Here is a 14,890-nt window from a genome sequence, read left to right as displayed (position 1 = left end):
TGAGCGCGGCCAGCCGCGCTTACGCCTTGATACCGAACCCCTCCACATACCCCACCGCGTCTTCTCCGTCCCAAACGCGTCCATCGACGAACGGCGCGGTAGCCGTCCCGGCGGGCAGCGCGATTCCCATCGCCGCCGCCGCTTGCCCGTACAGCGCCGTCTGGTTCAAGCCGCGCGCGATCTCGCCGTAGTCGCTTCGGCGCGCGAGCATGCCCCATCGTTCGAACTGGGTCAGAAACCACACGCCTTCGGATTCGTGCGGATAGTTGACGCGGCCTTCCTCGAAGAACTTCATGCCCGGCGTGCGTGATGCCGCGTCCGCTTCGAGCCGCGCGGCGATCAGCGCGGCGTCTACACCCAGCATCTCCGGGCGCGCGAGCCACTGCGCAATCTCGCGCCGATTGCCTTCGCCGTCCAGCCAGCGGCACGCTTCGAGCATCGTCTGCACGAGCGCGCGAGACGTGTTCGGATGGCGTTCCACGAAATCGCGCCGGCAGGCCAGCACCTTCTCGGGATGATCCGGCCAGATCGCCCCGCTCGCGATGATCGTGCGTCCCACGCCGCGCTGCTGCGCAAGCCCTGGCCACGGCTCGCCCACGCACAGGCCGTCGAGGCGATCTTCGGCGAGCGCGGCCACCATCTGCGGCGGCGGTATCACCACGCTCTCGATATCGCGCAGCGGATGCACGCCCTGCGAAGCGAGCCAGTAGTACAGCCACATCGCGTGCGTGCCGGTGGGGAAGGTCTGCGCGAACACGGGCTTGCGCGCTAGCGTCGCGAGCGCGCGCGGCAGCGAGCCGTGTTCGGCGAGCGCATCCGCGAGACGGTTCGAGAGCGAAATTGCCTGGCCGTTGCGGTTGAGCACCATCAGCACGGCCATGTCGGTCTGCGGGCCGCCCAGGCCGAGCTGCACGCCATACACGAGCCCGTAAAGCGAATGCGCGGCGTCGAGTTCGCCGGACAGCAGCTTGTCGCGCAGCGCGGCCCACGAGGGCTGGCGCGAGAGTTCGAGCGTGAGGCCGTGCGCGTGGCCGAACTCCAGCAGCTTCGCGGCGACGAGCGGCGCGGCGTCGGCGAGCGGCACGAAGCCGATCTTCAGATGGGTCTTCTCGGGCGCGGCGAGGGTGGGGGTGGCGTTCATGGGCGGCGCTTCGTTCCTGCTCAATCGGGTCGTTCCTGGGCTTGCGCGAGCGCGACGATCTGGCGGGCGACCTCGGCGAGCTTCACGCTCTGGTTCATCGCGCGCTTGCGCAGCGCCGCGTAGGCGGCGGGCTCGGTCAGCTTCTGTTGCTCCATCAGGATGCGCTTCGCGCGGTCGATCAGCTTGCGCTCGGCCAGTTCGTTCTCGGCCTGCGTGAGACGCTCGCGCAACTGCGCTTCCTGGGCGAAGCGCGCGAGCGCGACTTCGAGGATCGGCGCGAGGCGCTCGCTCGCGAGCCCTTCCACGAGGTACGCGGTCACACCCGCGTTCACGGCCGAGCGGATGAGCTGCTGGTTGGCGTCGTGGCTGAACATCAGCACCGGGCGCGGCGCGGTGGCGTTCATCACCGCGAGCTGTTCGAGCGTGTCGCGCGAGGGCGACTCGGTATCGATGATGATGACGTCGGGCCGCTCGCGCTCGACGACGCGATGCAGCGCCTGCGGCGTCGCGGGCTCGGCGAGCATGTCGTAGCCGAGCTTGGCGAGCGCGTCGCGCAGGTCGCCGATAGGCTTGTCGGTGTCGGTTACGAGTAGTACGCGCAGCATGGGGATTCGGTGGTCGTCGGCGTGACGTCTTCGACGGTTAATCGGTGCATTGCGCGCCATCGCTGGGCGCGCATGAGGATTCAGCAAGGTGCGTGCCAGTTTGTCCGTTGGCCGCAAAGCCGTGCCGGATGGGGTTTCGGGCGCGCCGTGCGGAAATGCGGCGCGCAACGCGTTGTGCACCGCAGCAGTGCGGGAGTCGATGCGGCGCACCCGGTTGGCGCAGCGCCGGCGGGCGATGCCCGAAAAAGTGCGGCAGGACGGCCTGAATGCGCGCCCAGGATCCCGAAGTCAAGGCAGCGGAGCGCGGCTTTTGTGACACGCCTATTTCAACTATGCTTTTTAGCGCACGCCGTCGGCTCCACGATTCCCAGCGCCAGCATTCCCACGACAATTAACCGGCCAATGGAAATGGAAAGACCCGCTTCCCCCCACGCGCAGCCCGCCAGTGCAAGCGCAAGTCGGCCCTGGCTGCGCTGGCTGCCCGGCGTCACGTTGTTCAAAACCTATCAACGCGCCTGGTTGCTCAACGATCTCGCTGCGGGACTGGTGCTGACCACCATGCTCGTGCCGGTCGGCATTGCCTACGCGGCGGCGTCGGGCGTGCCCGGTGTCTACGGTCTCTACGCCACGATCATTCCGCTGCTGGCCTACGCCATTTTCGGGCCCAGCCGCATTCTCGTGCTCGGCCCCGACTCCGCGCTTGCCGCGCCGATACTCGCCGTCGTGGTGCAGGTCGCGGGCGGGGACCCCGCACGCGCCATCGGCGTGGCGAGCATGATGGCGATCGTTTCCGGGCTCGTCTGCGTCGTCATGGGGCTGTTGCGCCTCGGCTTCATCACGGAACTGCTGTCCAAGCCCATTCGATACGGCTACATGAACGGCATTGCGCTCGCCGTGCTCATCAGCCAGTTGCCGAAACTCTTCGCCGTCTCCATCGACGAGCAGGGCCCGATGAGAGACCTGCTCAGCCTCGTTCAGGGCGTCGCGCGCGGCGAGGCCAACTGGTACAGCTTTGCCGTGGGCGCGGGAAGCCTCGTGCTGATCCTCGTGCTCAAGCGCTTCGACAAGGTGCCCGGCATCCTGATCGCCGTGGTCGTGGCCACGCTCACGGTCAGTCTCTTCCATCTCGACGCCATGGGCGTGAAAGTGCTGGGCACGATTCCCCAGGGCTTGCCTGGACTCTCGCTGCCGTGGGTCGCCAACGCGGACCTGGTCAAGATCGTCCTGGGCGGCGCGGCCGTCGCGTTGATCGCCTTCGCCGATACGAGCGTGCTCTCGCGCACCTATGCGGCGCGCTTTCACGCGCGCGTCGACCCGAACCAGGAGATGGTGGGACTCGGCGTGGCGAACTTCGCGGCCGGCTTGTTCCAGGGCTTCCCGATCAGCAGTAGCTCGTCGCGCACGCCGGTTGCCGAAGCCGCAGGCGCCCGCACGCAGCTAACCGGCGTAGTGGGGGCACTCGCCGTGGCGGCGCTGCTGTTGGTCGCGCCCAATCTGTTGCGCTATTTGCCCAATAGCGCGCTCGGCGCCGTGGTGATTGCCGCCGCGCTCGGGCTGTTCGAAATCACGGATCTCAAACGTATCTACCGGATCCAGCAGTGGGAGTTCTGGCTGTCGATCGGTTGCTTCGTGGCCGTCGCGGTTTTCGGGGCGATTCCCGGCATTGGCCTCGCCGTCCTGATCGCCGTGATCGAATTCCTCTGGGACGGCTGGCGGCCCCACTTCGCGGTGCTCGGCCGCGTGGAAGGGGTGCGCGGGTATCACGACATCGAGCGCTATCCCGAAGCGGTGCGTATGCCGGGACTCGTGCTGTTTCGCTGGGACGCGCCGTTGTTCTTCGCGAATGCCGAGTTGTTCCAGCAGCGCCTGATGGAAGCGGTGGAAGCGTCGCCCACGCCGGTGCGGCGGGTCGTGGTGGCGGCGGAGCCCGTGACGAGTGTGGACGTCACGTCCGCCGACATGCTGCGCGAACTGACCCATGCGTTGCGCGAGCGCGGCATCGCGCTGCATTTCGCGGAGATGAAGGACCCGGTGCGCGACAAGCTCAAGCGCTTCGATTTGCTCGAAGACATCGGCCCGGACTGCTTCGATCCTACCGTAAGCAGTGCTGTCGATCGCTATGTCGACGAAGCCTGCCTCGCGAAGGACGAAGCCGGGCCTCAAGCGGGACGGTAGTGCAAAGCCGATGCGGCGCCGGCCTCGCAGCACCGCACCGCACTTCGCTTCGATGCCACTCAGGCGCCGGGCTTGAGCACCACGCGAAAGCGCGCCTTGCCGCTCATCATCCGCTCATAGGCTTCCGCCGCGCGCGACAGCGGATATTCCTCGATCATCGGCTTCACGCCCGAGAGTGCGCTGAATGCCAGGGTCTCCTGAGAATCGGCGGCGGTGCCCGAGGGCCAGCCCTGCACCGAGTGGCGACCCATGATGAACTGCGTGATCGGCACTTCCACGGGTTCCTGCGACACGCCGATCATGATCAGCTTGCCGTTCAGGCCGAGCCCGCCCAGCGCAGCGCTCATGGCCTTGCCGCTCGTGGCCGTGGCGAGGATCACGCGCGCGCCGCCCAGCGCGAGCAGGGCTTGCGCGACGTCCTGCGAGGAACTGTCGATGTAGTGATGCGCGCCGAGCTGTTTCGCGAGCGGCGCCTTGTCCTGCCCGCGCGCGATGGCCACGGTGACGAAGCCCATTTTGCGGGCGTACTGCACGCCGAGATGGCCGAGACCGCCAATGCCGAGAATCGCCACGACATCGCCCGCGCGTGCGCCGCTGTGGCGCAGCGCGTTGAAGGTGGTGATGCCGGCGCACAGGAGCGGCGCGGCATCGACGTCGGAGAGGTCGTCGGGCATGCGTGCGAGCGCTTCCTGCGGCGCCACCATGTAGTCGGCGTAGCCGCCGTCGTAGCTGATGCCGGGAATCTGGCCGTTCTTGCAGAGCACGAAGTCGCCGTGGCGGCAGTGTTCGCAATGGCCGCAGTGGCCGCCGTGCCAGCCCACGCCGACGCGCTGCCCGACCTTCCATTCGTCGACGCGCGCACCGACCTTTTCGATCACGCCTGCGATCTCGTGGCCGGGCACGCGAGGAAACTGCAGGCCGGGCCACTGGCCTTCCTTCGTGAGCGAATCGCTATGGCAGATCCCGCAGGCCTGCACCTTGACGAGGACGTGTCCCTCGGGGGGCTCGGGAATATCGCGCTCGACCAGCTCGAGAGGGGCGCCCGGGTTTGCTACCTGCACTACGTGCATCTTTGGCATCGTCTGCTCCTGGGAAAGTGAGGTTTCCGCCGATGATGTCGTGGCGACGTGTGGCGACTGCGTCATTGTAGGACGATGCTGCAGGCGCATCGCGCTGCGCGGCGTGGGAGATGTTTGTTAGCGTTTGGCGTTTGTGAAGGCTTTGCGGAATCAGCCTTCTTGTTGCGTCCCCGCGCGTTTCGCGTCAGCTTGTACGCGGACTTTTCCATCGGCCGCCGTGCGGCTCTTCATATGATCGATGAATGCGCGCAGTTTCGGCATGACCTGCCGGCGGCCCGGATAGCAGAGAAACACCCCCGGCCTCACCGGCGCGTAGGCCTCTAGCACCTCGATCAGTTCTCCCGATCTCAATCCGCCAGCGGCCAGAGGCTCGGGTACCTGGGCGAGGCCCAGGCCTTCTAACGCAGCGCCAAGGACGGTGGGAAAGTCACTGGCAATGAGGGGGCCGGATACGGCGATCTCGATCGGCTGGTTGTCGTCGTCGAACGACCATAGGGCGAGCGCGCCGTTGGACCGCCGCCATCGCAAGCAGGCATGCTGGCGCAGGTCGTTCGGGTGGGTGGGCGGACTGAACCCGGCGAAGTAGACAGGGCTGCCGACGACGATGAGACGGAATGGCGGCGTCATTGGCACCGCGACCATATCGGGAGCAACGAGATGCCCCTGCCGGACGGCGGCGTCGAATCCTTCGGCAGCAAGGTCGGTCACCTCCTTGCTCGCAGCAAGCTCCACCTCGACCTCGGGATAAGCCCGGCAGAACGATGTGACTAGTTCCAGCAGAGTGGGGATCACCGCGCGCGGCGCCGAGAGACGCAGCAATCCAGCCGGTCGCTGGCCGAGTCCACGCGCCACCTCACTGGCGGCGACCAGTTCCTCGAAGGCGGGCTTGGCGCGCGCGAAAAACTTTTCGCCGGCTTCGGTCAAGCCGACACTGCGCGAGTTGCGGATGAAGAGCGCCGCGCCAATGCGCGCTTCGAGTACGCGCACCGTCTGACTGATAGCCGAGGGCGTCACACCGAGCTCCGCGGCCGCCTTGCGAAAACTGCGATGCTGGGCAACGCGCAGGAACACCTCCACGCCGTCCAGCGCGCCCTGCCTGACTGTGAAGTTCTGCTTCATGGCCCGTCAACCATGTGATGAATAGCCGCTTGCGAATAGCGATGATACCTTGGCACCAGCCATTGGGCCGGAGCATCAGCGGCTCACACCACGGTAACGGGACGCTGAATGAAACGCCTTCTCCTTAATTTGACCATAGCCGCTGTGCTGGTCGCTTTTGCTGGAGTTTCCATGTCGCAAACCACGCCTATGCCTGCCACGCCAATCACGAAGATTCTGGCGATTGGCACTTTCCCGCCGGGCACGGACATGCAACTTGTCCAACGCATTCTTCCGACCGAAGTGCGCGAGACGGCGCAGCTCTACCTCGAGGGCAAGATTGACCAGTGGTATTCACTGCAAGACCGGACTGGGGTGGTGTTCATCCTGAACGTGACGGACGTCAATCAAGCGCATGAAATGCTCGAGGCGCTGCCCTTGGGGAAAACGCACTTGATGACATTCTCGCTCCTCCCAATAGGCCCGCTGAAGCCGTTGAGCAAACTCTTGAATCCGCCTTCCCCCCAGTAGCAAGCGCTCGATCGTGCCGGGCTGCAGCGCCGTTGGTTGATGAATAAACTCGTTGTCGGGATCGAACATGAAGCTTTATTACTCGCCGGGAGCATGCTCGTTTGCGTCGCATATCGTTGCACGCGAAGCGGATATCGCGATTGAACTCGAAAAGGTGGACATGGCGTCGCGACGCACCAGCCATGGTTGCTGGGACATCTTCCGATCATGACTGGAAACGCCTTCTTCTCGACCAACCTGCTGCTTGCCGATGCAGCGTATTTCGTCGGCACCGCGAGTCCCGGGCCGAGCAACCTTGCAGTCTTGTCCATCGCGGCCAGTCACGGCCGTAAAGCGGCGATGATGTTCGCACTCGGTGTTATCTCGGGATCGATGTTTTGGGCGACAGTGGCCACGCCAGGCGTGTCGGCTGCCCTGATCGCCTGGTCCCAGTTGGTTATGCCGTCCTCTTTTCGACGGATTCGGCTCGCAGGATGTACGTGCGGACCCGTCGCGCGCTGGAAGGATGCCTGGCCGTCGTATTCGGTATCGCCGGGATCAGACTGCTGGCGACGCGTGTCTAGTCTGGTTTCAGTATTCGCTTTCGTGTTGAGCTGACGTTCGTTCTTCAGGGCGCGCGCCAGCTACTCACGCAACGTTGCCACGGGAAGTCTGGCGACCAGCTCGTCGAATACGACACGAATTCGCCTCGATACCGGGCCGCGTTGGGGACGGTAAACGTATAGCTTCCAGGGCTCGGGATCGAAGCGGGGTAGAAGCCGGACGAGTTGACCTCGCTGAACGTAAGGCCGAATCAGATATTCGGTACATTGGCTGAAGCCAATTCCCGCGCACGCCGCTTCGACTTCCACAGAAGTGTCATTGGTTACGAATGCGGGCGCAGCAGGCTGGAAGTGACGTTCTCCGCGGAACATCCATGGCCACGGACGACCGCTTGCGGAGTCGATCAGGCACGTAACAGGCAGCGCTTCGAGGTCCTTCAGGTTCCGTGGTTCTCCTACTCTCTGGATCAATGCCGGTGAGGCGACTGTCCATACCGGTAGTGGACCGATAGCACGCGCGACAAACCGGTTGTCGCCAATTGCGCCCACGCGCACGCCTACGTCGATCTGCTCGTCCACGACGGCCGAGGGGGCGTCCGAGAGTCTGAGGTCGGCAATCAGACCGGGATGACGGGCCATCAATTCCATCAGGATCGGCTGTACGTAGTAGCGACCCAGGGCTGACGGCGCGGTAATGCGCACAACGCCCATTGCGTCGTCACTCATGCTTGCCTGGCCAAACAGACTGTCGACGCCCGTGAGCGCAGCCTGAGCATGGGCGGCGAACGACTGGCCGAACGTCGTGATCTGCACGCGTCGCGTATTCCGATGGAACAGGGTTTCTCTCAGTTGCTCCTCCAGCTCACGCACCGCGCGCGTGACCACTTGCGGCGAAACGCCAAGTCGCGCGGCGGCTTCGCGAAAGCTCGTACATGACGAGGCGGCCAGGAAGATCCTCAGGAGATCAAGGCGATTGAGCATGATTGTTCCTGCACTGAGAGTGATGAGCCATTGTGGTGGAAAATTCCCAAATGAGGAATTGTGAATGCACGATTATTCCATTCATATTCGAGCGCCGGCTGTCCATACTTCGTTCCAGGCGTGAGGCAAGGTAGCCGTGAACAGCGCGCCAGACCCTGCGCAATCTCCACTGGAACAAAGGACGACATCATGAACATGACCAATACACAACGGCAGCTCGAAGGCAAGATTGCGCTCGTGACCGGCGCAAGCTCAGGTATCGGCCGCGCTTCGGCTGTCGAACTCGCCCGCCGCGGCGTAAAGGTCGTCGTGGCGGCTCGCCGCAAGGACGAACTCGACCAGCTCGTGCAGCAAATTTCGGCCGAGGGTGGCGAAGCGTCGGCCTTCGTGGCGGACGTTTCGAAAGAAGCCGACATCAAGCACCTCGTCGACTACACGGTGCAGACCTATGGGCGCCTTGACATCGCCTTCAACAATGCGGGAACCGAGGGCGTATTTGCACCGCTCATCGAACAGGACTCCGAAAGGTTCGACATGGTCTTCGAGCTGAACGTGCGCGGCGTGCTGAACTCGATGAAATACGAAGCGCGGGTCATGCTCGAGCAAGGCTCGGGCAGCATCATCAACAACGCCTCAATGGGCGGGCTGATCGGCTTCGGGAACGCGTCGGTGTATATCGCCAGCAAGCACGCGGTAGTCGGCATGACCAAAACGGCGTCGATCGAATGGTTCCGCAAAGGCATCCGCGTGAACGCACTGTGCCCGGGGTTGATCGAGACGCCGTTCCATCATCGCGGCATCTGGCCATCGGCCGAAGTGCAGCAGCAGTTCGCCGCCGGCACGCCGGCCGGCCGCTGGGGCTCGGCGCAAGAGATGGCGACGATCGTGGCGTTCCTCGCGTCCGACGACTCGAGCTACGTTTCGGGCCACGCTCTGGTCGCCGACGGCGGCTACTCGATCGCCTGACGCGTGCGTTTGCGAGGCTTCACCAGTCTTTCGACCGCGCCCTCGGTCACCTGCTTGAACAGCTCGACGTTCGCATACGCCCGCGCAGCGAGCATGGCGCCGTAGACCAGCGAGACGAGCGTGGCCGCTTCGGCGTGAACCGACGAATCCAGTTTGAGGAGATCGCCGTTCACGCCGGCTTCGAGCACCCGTTCAAGCCACGCAGTCAGGTGATCGAAGAACGTCTTCACCCCTTGAGCCACTTCGTCGGGCAGCGAAGGGAGCTCGGCGCCCAGCATGCCCGCGACACAGAACGGAGCCGTGTCGTCCGCAATGCAGCGCTCCCAATGGCCGATGTAGGCTCGCAGCTGTGCGATGGCGTCGGCGCCGCTCGCCTCCAGCGCCGCCACATCGGCGTCGAGCGCTTCCTGCCACTCGTTCAGCACGGCGACGACGAGATCTGTCTTGGCCGGGAAATGGTGGTGAATGCTGGCCTTGCGAATGTCGATCGCATCCGCGATGTCGGCATAACTAAACCCGTTGTAGCCGCGCCGCATGATGAGTTGCCGTCCCGCCACAATGATCCTGTCGGCCGTCAGTTCTCCACTTACTGTCATTTTGCCTACCATCTAGTCGGTTGAATTACCGATAGCTTACGCGGAGCCGGGACCCATTGCCACCCCCAAGCCACTCCAACAATTTTCTTGCCTTTATACCATCCTACTAGTAGGATTGCTACGTCGAACAGGCAATGCCCTGTCGAGTTCTCAAATCACCTCACTCCCCGGAGCATCAAAATGAAGATTTCCTCATACGTAACCCGCATCGCCGCCGCTGTTGCCCTTTCCGCCGCCGCGCTCGGCGCGCAGGCCGCCACGGCCGCGCCGGTCAGGAACATCGTGCTCGTGCACGGCTACTTCGCCGACGGCTCGGGCTGGCAGGCCGTGTCGAAGATCCTCACGCGCGACGGCTACAAGGTCTCCGTGGTGCAGGAGCCGGAAACGTCGTTCGACGACGACGTGAAGGCGACGACCCGTGTCGTCGATGCCCAGGACGGCCCGAGCATCCTCGTCGGCCATAGCTACGGCGGCGCGGTCGTGACCGAGGCCGGCAACGACGACAAGGTCGCAGGTCTCGTCTACGTGGCCGCGTTCCAGCCGGATACGGGAGAATCGCCGCTCGAACTGACGAAGAAGACGCCGCCGGCCACCCAGGCGATCAAGGCCACTGCCGACGGCCACCTGTATATCGACCCGGCGAATTTCCACGCGGATTTCGCCGCCGACCTGCCCGCCACCGAGGCCCGCTTCATGGCCATCTCGCAGGTGACGCCCGCCGCACAATCGTTCGGCGTTCCGATCGCGCACGCCGCCTGGAGAACGAAGCCGAGCTGGGCCGTCGTGGCGACGGCGGACCGCGCGATCAATCCCGATCTGGAACGCTTCATGACCCAGCGTGCGGGCAGCAAGACGGTCGAGATCAACTCGAGCCATGTGGTCTACATGTCGCATCCGGCGGAAGTGGCCAGGGTCATCGAGCAAGCCGCGGCGCAGTCCGGCAAAGAGTGATGCAGCGTGATTCGCCGCCTCCGGCCGCGCTCCCGGTCGAGGCGGCACAATTGCCGCGCCGAAACTTTTTTCGCCCCAATGTCACACGCGGCCCAGGCTGTCTCGTCATGTCATGGCAACCCAACCGAAAGGAGATGAAACCATGACTGCCAAGCTCGACCTGTTCGCCGCCGCCCCGACCCTGATGAAGTCCTGGATGGGCACTTCGCTCGCCGTGTCCGGGAGCCTCGAGCCGAGCCTCATTGCGCTGGTGGAGGTGCGCGCGTCGCAAATCAACGGCTGCGCGAATTGTCTTAACATGCATACCGCCCACGCACGCGAGGAAGGCGAGACCGAACAGCGTCTCTACCTGCTATCCGCGTGGAAAGATGCGCCGTGCTACACCGACCGCGAACGCGCGGCGCTCGGCTGGACCGAGGCCCTCACGCGCCTTTGCGAAGGTCATGCGCTGGAAGAGGCGCGCGCGGCGCTCGCCGGCCACTTTACCGAGGAGGAGCAGGTGAAGCTCACGCTGATGATCAATGTGATCAACGGCTGGAACCGCCTTGCGGTCGGCTTCGGCCTGTGGGTCGATCCGGCGGCGGCGAAGGCCATGGCCAAAAAGATGGTCGCCGCATGACGGACCCGGGCCTGAGGGACGCCGCAGCGAGTTTCGATCCGCTGCGGCGCAAGCTGATCCGCGTGGCGTACCGCATGCTCGGCTCGGTCGCCGACGCCGAGGACATCGTGCAGGATGCGTTCATCCGCTGGGCGGACGTGGAGCGCGACGAGGTGCGCGTGCCCGAGGCCTTCCTGCGCCGCATGGTGATGCGCATGTGTCTTGACCAGCTCAAGTCGGCGCGGCATCAGCGCGAAACGTATGTCGGTCCGTGGCTGCCCGACCCGGTCGTCGAAGAGGACGAGCAGGAGGACGTCACGCTGCCGCTCATGCTCGCGCTTGAGCGCCTTTCGCCGCTCGAGCGCGCGGCGTTCCTGCTGCACGACGTGTTCGGGCTGGAGTTCGACGAAGTCGCGGCCACGATCGGGCGGGAGAGCGCCGCATGCCGCCAGCTCGCGGCGCGCGCCCGCGCTCACGTGAGAGAAGCGCGCCCGCGTTTTCATGTGGAGAAAGCGCGCGGGCTCGAACTGGCGCAGGCGTTCTTCGCGGCGTCGCGCAGCGGCGACATGAGCGCGCTGGGCGCCATGCTCGCCGACGACGTGAGCCTGCATGCGGACGGAGGCGGCAAGCGCCCGGCGCTCGGCCACCCGGTGTTCGGCTTCGAGAGTGTGATGAAGCTGCACGCGCAGCTAGCCGACCTGTTTCGCAAGAATGGCTCGACGTTCGTGCGCGCGGGTTTCATCAACGGACTGCCCGGCTTTGTCACGCGCGAGGCCGATGGCGAGTTGCAGACCACCGCGCTCGAGATCGAAGGCGGCAAGGTCACGGCCATCTACGTGATGCGCAATCCGGACAAGCTGCGGCATCTGCACTGAGACGCGCGCTTTCCGGGCGCCGCCGCCGTGCACAAACGTTCCAGACTCGCAGCCGCGTCTCGCGGATCATGACTGCCTCGAAAAAGGAGGCAGCATGTTCGATACGAAAGTCGCGCTGGTCGTGCGGGAAAACCTCGCGGTCTGGCAGAAGCTCAATGTGACCGCGTTTCTCGCCACGGGCATTGCGGCGGCAGTGCCCGAAGCGCTTGGCGAGCCCTACGAAGACGCGCGCGGGCAACGTTACGGCAGGATGCTGGGCCAGCCGATGATGATCTATGGTGCGGACGTGGGGGGCTGCAGGCGGCGCTGCGGCGCGGCGTGTCGCGCGAACTCACGATCGTGCCGTATGTGCACGCCATGTTTTCGACGGGCCACGACGCGGCGAACCGCGAGGTCTTTCGCGCCGAGGACCCGGAGAATCCCGATCTGGTGGGAATCGCGCTATACGGTCCGAAAAACGCGGTGGACAAGGCCGTGAAGGGGTTGGCGCTGCATCAGTAGACGCGCGCGCGTCTGCCTCACCCAGCCTTGCGTACCGGCGGAAAGCGCCGCTTGCTGTTGCCCATGGGAATGCGGCGGAAGCGCTCCTTCTTGTGCTCTTCCTCGAAGTGCGAGAGCGAGAGCTTGACGAGGTCGCTGCGCGAGACGATGCCCACGAGTTGCCGCGATTCGCGGTCGGCCACCACGGGCAGGCGTTCGAGCCCATGAATCGCGAGGCGCGTGGCAATCTGGCGGCAGGTCTCCGCGGGCAGCGCCATGTCGGGGGAACGTTGCGCGAGCAACGAGCCGAGCGGCGTGTCGAGTTCCTCGATCGCGGCGCTCGCGCGCACGGCGTCGAGCATCGCGCGATCCACCACGCCGAGCACGGCGCCGTCGCGCAGCACCGGGAAGGCGCGGCGCTGCTGCGTCGAACCGAAATAGCGGTCGAGGGCTTCGCGCACAGTGACGTTCGCGTCGATCGTATCGACGGTGCGGGTCATCACTTCATCGACGTAATGGCGTTCGAGCGGATCGACGCCGTACTCGCGATAGATGTGATAACCGCGGCGCGCGATCTTCTCGGTCATGATCGAGCGCTTCATGACGACCGTCGCGAAGCCGTGCGCGACCAGCGTGGCCGTGAGCAGAGGCAGCAGCGCATTGGTGTCGTGGGTGAGGCCGAATGCGAACACGATGGCCGTGAGCGGCGCGCCGAGCGTGGCGCCGAGCGTCGCCGCCATGCACACGAGCGGCCACAGCGCCGGGTCGGTGCCGGGCAGCACGTGGCTGAGCACCGAGCCGAGCCCCGCGCCGAGCATGAGCAGCGGCGCGAGCACGCCGCCCGAGGTGCCGGAGCCGAGCGCCACGACCCAGATCACGGCTTTCACCACCAGAATCGCAATGGCGACCTGAAGAATGATGTGCTGATGCAGCAGATCGCCGATCACGTCGTAGCCCACGCCGAGCGCGCGCGGCTCGATGAAGCCGCCGATGCCCACCACGAGTCCGCCGATGGCCGGCCACCACGACCAGTGCAGCGGCAGATGGCCGAACAGGTCCTCGACCTTGTAGAGCGCCGCCGACAGCCCCGACGCGAGCGCGCCCGCCAGCAGCCCGGCGATGATGCACGAAAAGAGCGCCACCGCGTGCGGCGGCAGGGTCTGCATGGGGAAGAGCGGCGCCGTGCCGAAGAACACGGAGCGTGCGAAGCCGGCCACCGCGCACGCCAGCGCCACGGGCAGGAAACTGCGCGGGCGCCATTCGAACAGCAGCAGTTCCACGGCGAGCAACACGGCTGCGACCGGCGTGCCGAACACGGCGGTCATACCCGCGGCCGCGCCCGCCACGAGCAGCGTCTTGCGCTCGGCGGAGGTCACGCGCACGCACTGCGCGAGCAGCGAGCCGAGCGCGCCGCCCGTCATGATGATCGGACCTTCCGCGCCGAACGGGCCGCCGCTGCCGATCACGATGCCCGACGAAAGCGGCTTGAGCACGGCCACCTTCGGCGACATCTTGCTCTTGCCGAACAGAATGGCTTCGATGGCTTCGGGAATGCCGTGGCCGCGAATTTTCTCGGAACCGAAGCGCGCCATCATCCCGACGATCAGCCCGCCGATCACAGGCACGACGATGACCCACGGTCCCAGCGTGTTGAGCGCCGGCGAGCGGTCGGCGAACGAGAACTGGCCGAAGAAGAACAGGTTCGTGAACCAGTGGATCAGGCTCAGCAGCACGAACGCCGCGAGCGTGGCCAATGCGCCGATCACGGCGGCCAGCACGCTGATGCCGGGCAGGCGTGCGTTCGCCGAAAAGTCGCGCTTGTGGGAATCGTCGGAATGCATGGTCTTTAAAGATCGATATGCGGAATGGTGAATGCGCCGTCGAGCGATCTCAACTCGGCGCGATGCAGTTCGGCCAGGCGCGCGAGCAGCTTTTCGCCGGCGGGGAGCAGATGCACTTCCACCTGGCGGCGGTCACGCTCGCTCACGCGGCGCTCGACGAGTTCGATCGCCTCGCAGCGCGAGACGAGCGCCACCACGCCGTGATGCTGCGCCTGCAAACGCTCGGCCAGCTCGCCGATGGTCGCCCACATGCGGCCGGGGTAGCCCTTCACATGCAGCAGCAGCAGGTATTGCAGCGGCGTGATGCCCTCGGCCTGAGCGGCCTGCTCCGAAAAGCGCTCGAAGCGGCGCATCTGGTAGCGAAATTCGGACAGCTGTTCAAAGTCGACCTTGTCGAGGTCGCGCACGCTTTTTTTCATCGGGAGTCCCTG

Annotated in this window: 14 protein-coding genes and 2 pseudogenes; 8 read left to right on the top strand and 8 right to left on the bottom strand. The window is 65.2% G+C overall.

Going from position 1 to position 14,890, the window contains the following annotated elements; all coding sequences use genetic code 11:
* Nucleotides 1-19: 19 nt before the first annotated feature.
* Together M3I56_RS25445 and M3I56_RS25440 are read right to left on the bottom strand one after the other, a co-directional pair.
* The gene (locus M3I56_RS25445) at nt 20-1,141 is read right to left on the bottom strand and encodes a CmpA/NrtA family ABC transporter substrate-binding protein (protein WP_254356278.1); all 1,122 of its coding nucleotides are present in this window, start codon (nt 1,139-1,141) and stop codon (nt 20-22) included.
* A gap of 20 nt (nt 1,142-1,161) precedes the next feature.
* Entirely contained in the window at nt 1,162-1,746 is a 585-nt protein-coding gene (locus tag M3I56_RS25440; RefSeq protein WP_028202453.1) for an ANTAR domain-containing response regulator, read from the bottom strand.
* Between the two features lie 408 nt (nt 1,747-2,154).
* On the opposite strand from M3I56_RS25440, the gene M3I56_RS25435 reads away from it, so the two are divergent.
* Nucleotides 2,155-3,921 (top strand): SulP family inorganic anion transporter, encoded by a 1,767-nt coding sequence (locus M3I56_RS25435; protein WP_254356277.1) that lies wholly within the window; start codon nt 2,155-2,157, stop codon nt 3,919-3,921.
* Nucleotides 3,922-3,980: 59 nt separating this feature from the next.
* Here M3I56_RS25435 and M3I56_RS25430 read toward each other — a convergent pair whose 3' ends face one another.
* The gene (locus M3I56_RS25430; RefSeq protein WP_254356276.1) at nt 3,981-5,000 is read right to left on the bottom strand and encodes an alcohol dehydrogenase; all 1,020 of its coding nucleotides are present in this window, start codon (nt 4,998-5,000) and stop codon (nt 3,981-3,983) included.
* A gap of 150 nt (nt 5,001-5,150) precedes the next feature.
* Nucleotides 5,151-6,119, bottom strand: coding sequence for a LysR family transcriptional regulator (locus M3I56_RS25425; protein ID WP_254356275.1), 969 nt, complete (start codon nt 6,117-6,119; stop codon nt 5,151-5,153).
* Nucleotides 6,120-6,227: 108 nt separating this feature from the next.
* On the opposite strand from M3I56_RS25425, the gene M3I56_RS25420 reads away from it, so the two are divergent.
* Nucleotides 6,228-6,629 carry a muconolactone Delta-isomerase family protein gene (locus M3I56_RS25420; RefSeq protein ID WP_254356274.1) on the top strand — a complete coding sequence of 134 codons (402 nt, stop codon included), beginning with the start codon at nt 6,228-6,230 and terminating at the stop codon, nt 6,627-6,629.
* A 207-nt stretch (nt 6,630-6,836) separates the two neighbouring features.
* Nucleotides 6,837-7,192, top strand: a pseudogene (locus M3I56_RS25415) (LysE family transporter).
* A gap of 60 nt (nt 7,193-7,252) precedes the next feature.
* On the opposite strand, the gene M3I56_RS25410 reads toward M3I56_RS25415, so the two are convergent.
* Entirely contained in the window at nt 7,253-8,152 is a 900-nt protein-coding gene (locus M3I56_RS25410) for a LysR family transcriptional regulator (protein WP_254356273.1), read from the bottom strand.
* A 189-nt stretch (nt 8,153-8,341) separates the two neighbouring features.
* Here M3I56_RS25410 and M3I56_RS25405 point away from each other — a divergent pair, with 189 nt between their 5' ends.
* The gene (locus tag M3I56_RS25405; protein WP_254356272.1) at nt 8,342-9,118 is read left to right on the top strand and encodes an SDR family NAD(P)-dependent oxidoreductase; all 777 of its coding nucleotides are present in this window, start codon (nt 8,342-8,344) and stop codon (nt 9,116-9,118) included.
* On the opposite strand, the gene M3I56_RS25400 is transcribed toward M3I56_RS25405, so the two are convergent.
* The gene (locus M3I56_RS25400) at nt 9,103-9,714 is read right to left on the bottom strand and encodes a TetR/AcrR family transcriptional regulator (protein WP_254356271.1); all 612 of its coding nucleotides are present in this window, start codon (nt 9,712-9,714) and stop codon (nt 9,103-9,105) included. The genes M3I56_RS25405 and M3I56_RS25400 overlap by 16 nt on opposite strands.
* A gap of 180 nt (nt 9,715-9,894) precedes the next feature.
* Here M3I56_RS25400 and M3I56_RS25395 point away from each other — a divergent pair, with 180 nt between their 5' ends.
* From M3I56_RS25395 to M3I56_RS25380, 4 genes and pseudogenes are all read left to right on the top strand, one after another.
* Entirely contained in the window at nt 9,895-10,665 is a 771-nt protein-coding gene (locus tag M3I56_RS25395) for an alpha/beta hydrolase (RefSeq protein WP_254356270.1), read from the top strand.
* Between the two features lie 142 nt (nt 10,666-10,807).
* Entirely contained in the window at nt 10,808-11,284 is a 477-nt protein-coding gene (locus tag M3I56_RS25390; protein WP_254356269.1) for a carboxymuconolactone decarboxylase family protein, read from the top strand.
* Nucleotides 11,281-12,138, top strand: a complete 858-nt coding sequence (locus tag M3I56_RS25385) for a sigma-70 family RNA polymerase sigma factor (protein ID WP_254356268.1) — start codon at nt 11,281-11,283, stop codon at nt 12,136-12,138. Before M3I56_RS25390 ends, M3I56_RS25385 begins: the two co-directional genes overlap by 4 nt.
* 94 nt (nt 12,139-12,232) lie before the next feature.
* Nucleotides 12,233-12,639, top strand: a pseudogene (locus M3I56_RS25380) (DUF2000 family protein).
* A gap of 17 nt (nt 12,640-12,656) precedes the next feature.
* On the opposite strand, the gene M3I56_RS25375 reads toward M3I56_RS25380, so the two are convergent.
* The gene (locus M3I56_RS25375) at nt 12,657-14,459 is read right to left on the bottom strand and encodes a chloride channel protein (RefSeq protein ID WP_254356267.1); all 1,803 of its coding nucleotides are present in this window, start codon (nt 14,457-14,459) and stop codon (nt 12,657-12,659) included.
* Nucleotides 14,460-14,464: 5 nt separating this feature from the next.
* A complete protein-coding gene (locus tag M3I56_RS25370; RefSeq protein WP_254356266.1) occupies nt 14,465-14,878 on the bottom strand; it encodes a MarR family winged helix-turn-helix transcriptional regulator in 414 nt (137 codons plus the stop codon).
* Between the last annotated feature and the right edge of the window lie 12 nt (nt 14,879-14,890).

The organism is Paraburkholderia sp. CNPSo 3281 (assembly GCF_024206515.1).
GTDB lineage: Bacteria > Pseudomonadota > Gammaproteobacteria > Burkholderiales > Burkholderiaceae > Paraburkholderia > Paraburkholderia nodosa.
The sequence above is the reverse complement of the archived record's forward strand: the minus strand, read 5'-3'. Positions and strand labels throughout refer to the sequence as shown.

Excerpts from the sequence above, each read along its gene's own strand:
- M3I56_RS25385 (WP_254356268.1), top strand. The coding sequence starts at position 11,281 with ATGACGGACCCGGGCCTGAGGGACGCCGCAGCGAGTTTCGATCCGCTG.
- M3I56_RS25395 (WP_254356270.1), top strand. The coding sequence starts at position 9,895 with ATGAAGATTTCCTCATACGTAACCCGCATCGCCGCCGCTGTTGCCCTT.
- M3I56_RS25425 (WP_254356275.1), bottom strand. The coding sequence starts at position 6,119 with ATGAAGCAGAACTTCACAGTCAGGCAGGGCGCGCTGGACGGCGTGGAG.
- M3I56_RS25390 (WP_254356269.1), top strand. The coding sequence starts at position 10,808 with ATGACTGCCAAGCTCGACCTGTTCGCCGCCGCCCCGACCCTGATGAAG.
- M3I56_RS25375 (WP_254356267.1), bottom strand. The coding sequence starts at position 14,459 with ATGCATTCCGACGATTCCCACAAGCGCGACTTTTCGGCGAACGCACGC.
- M3I56_RS25440 (WP_028202453.1), bottom strand. The coding sequence starts at position 1,746 with ATGCTGCGCGTACTACTCGTAACCGACACCGACAAGCCTATCGGCGAC.
- M3I56_RS25445 (WP_254356278.1), bottom strand. The coding sequence starts at position 1,141 with ATGAACGCCACCCCCACCCTCGCCGCGCCCGAGAAGACCCATCTGAAG.
- M3I56_RS25420 (WP_254356274.1), top strand. The coding sequence starts at position 6,228 with ATGAAACGCCTTCTCCTTAATTTGACCATAGCCGCTGTGCTGGTCGCT.
- M3I56_RS25410 (WP_254356273.1), bottom strand. The coding sequence starts at position 8,152 with ATGCTCAATCGCCTTGATCTCCTGAGGATCTTCCTGGCCGCCTCGTCA.
- M3I56_RS25370 (WP_254356266.1), bottom strand. The coding sequence starts at position 14,878 with ATGAAAAAAAGCGTGCGCGACCTCGACAAGGTCGACTTTGAACAGCTG.
- M3I56_RS25430 (WP_254356276.1), bottom strand. The coding sequence starts at position 5,000 with ATGCCAAAGATGCACGTAGTGCAGGTAGCAAACCCGGGCGCCCCTCTC.
- M3I56_RS25435 (WP_254356277.1), top strand. The coding sequence starts at position 2,155 with ATGGAAAGACCCGCTTCCCCCCACGCGCAGCCCGCCAGTGCAAGCGCA.
- M3I56_RS25400 (WP_254356271.1), bottom strand. The coding sequence starts at position 9,714 with ATGACAGTAAGTGGAGAACTGACGGCCGACAGGATCATTGTGGCGGGA.
- M3I56_RS25405 (WP_254356272.1), top strand. The coding sequence starts at position 8,342 with ATGAACATGACCAATACACAACGGCAGCTCGAAGGCAAGATTGCGCTC.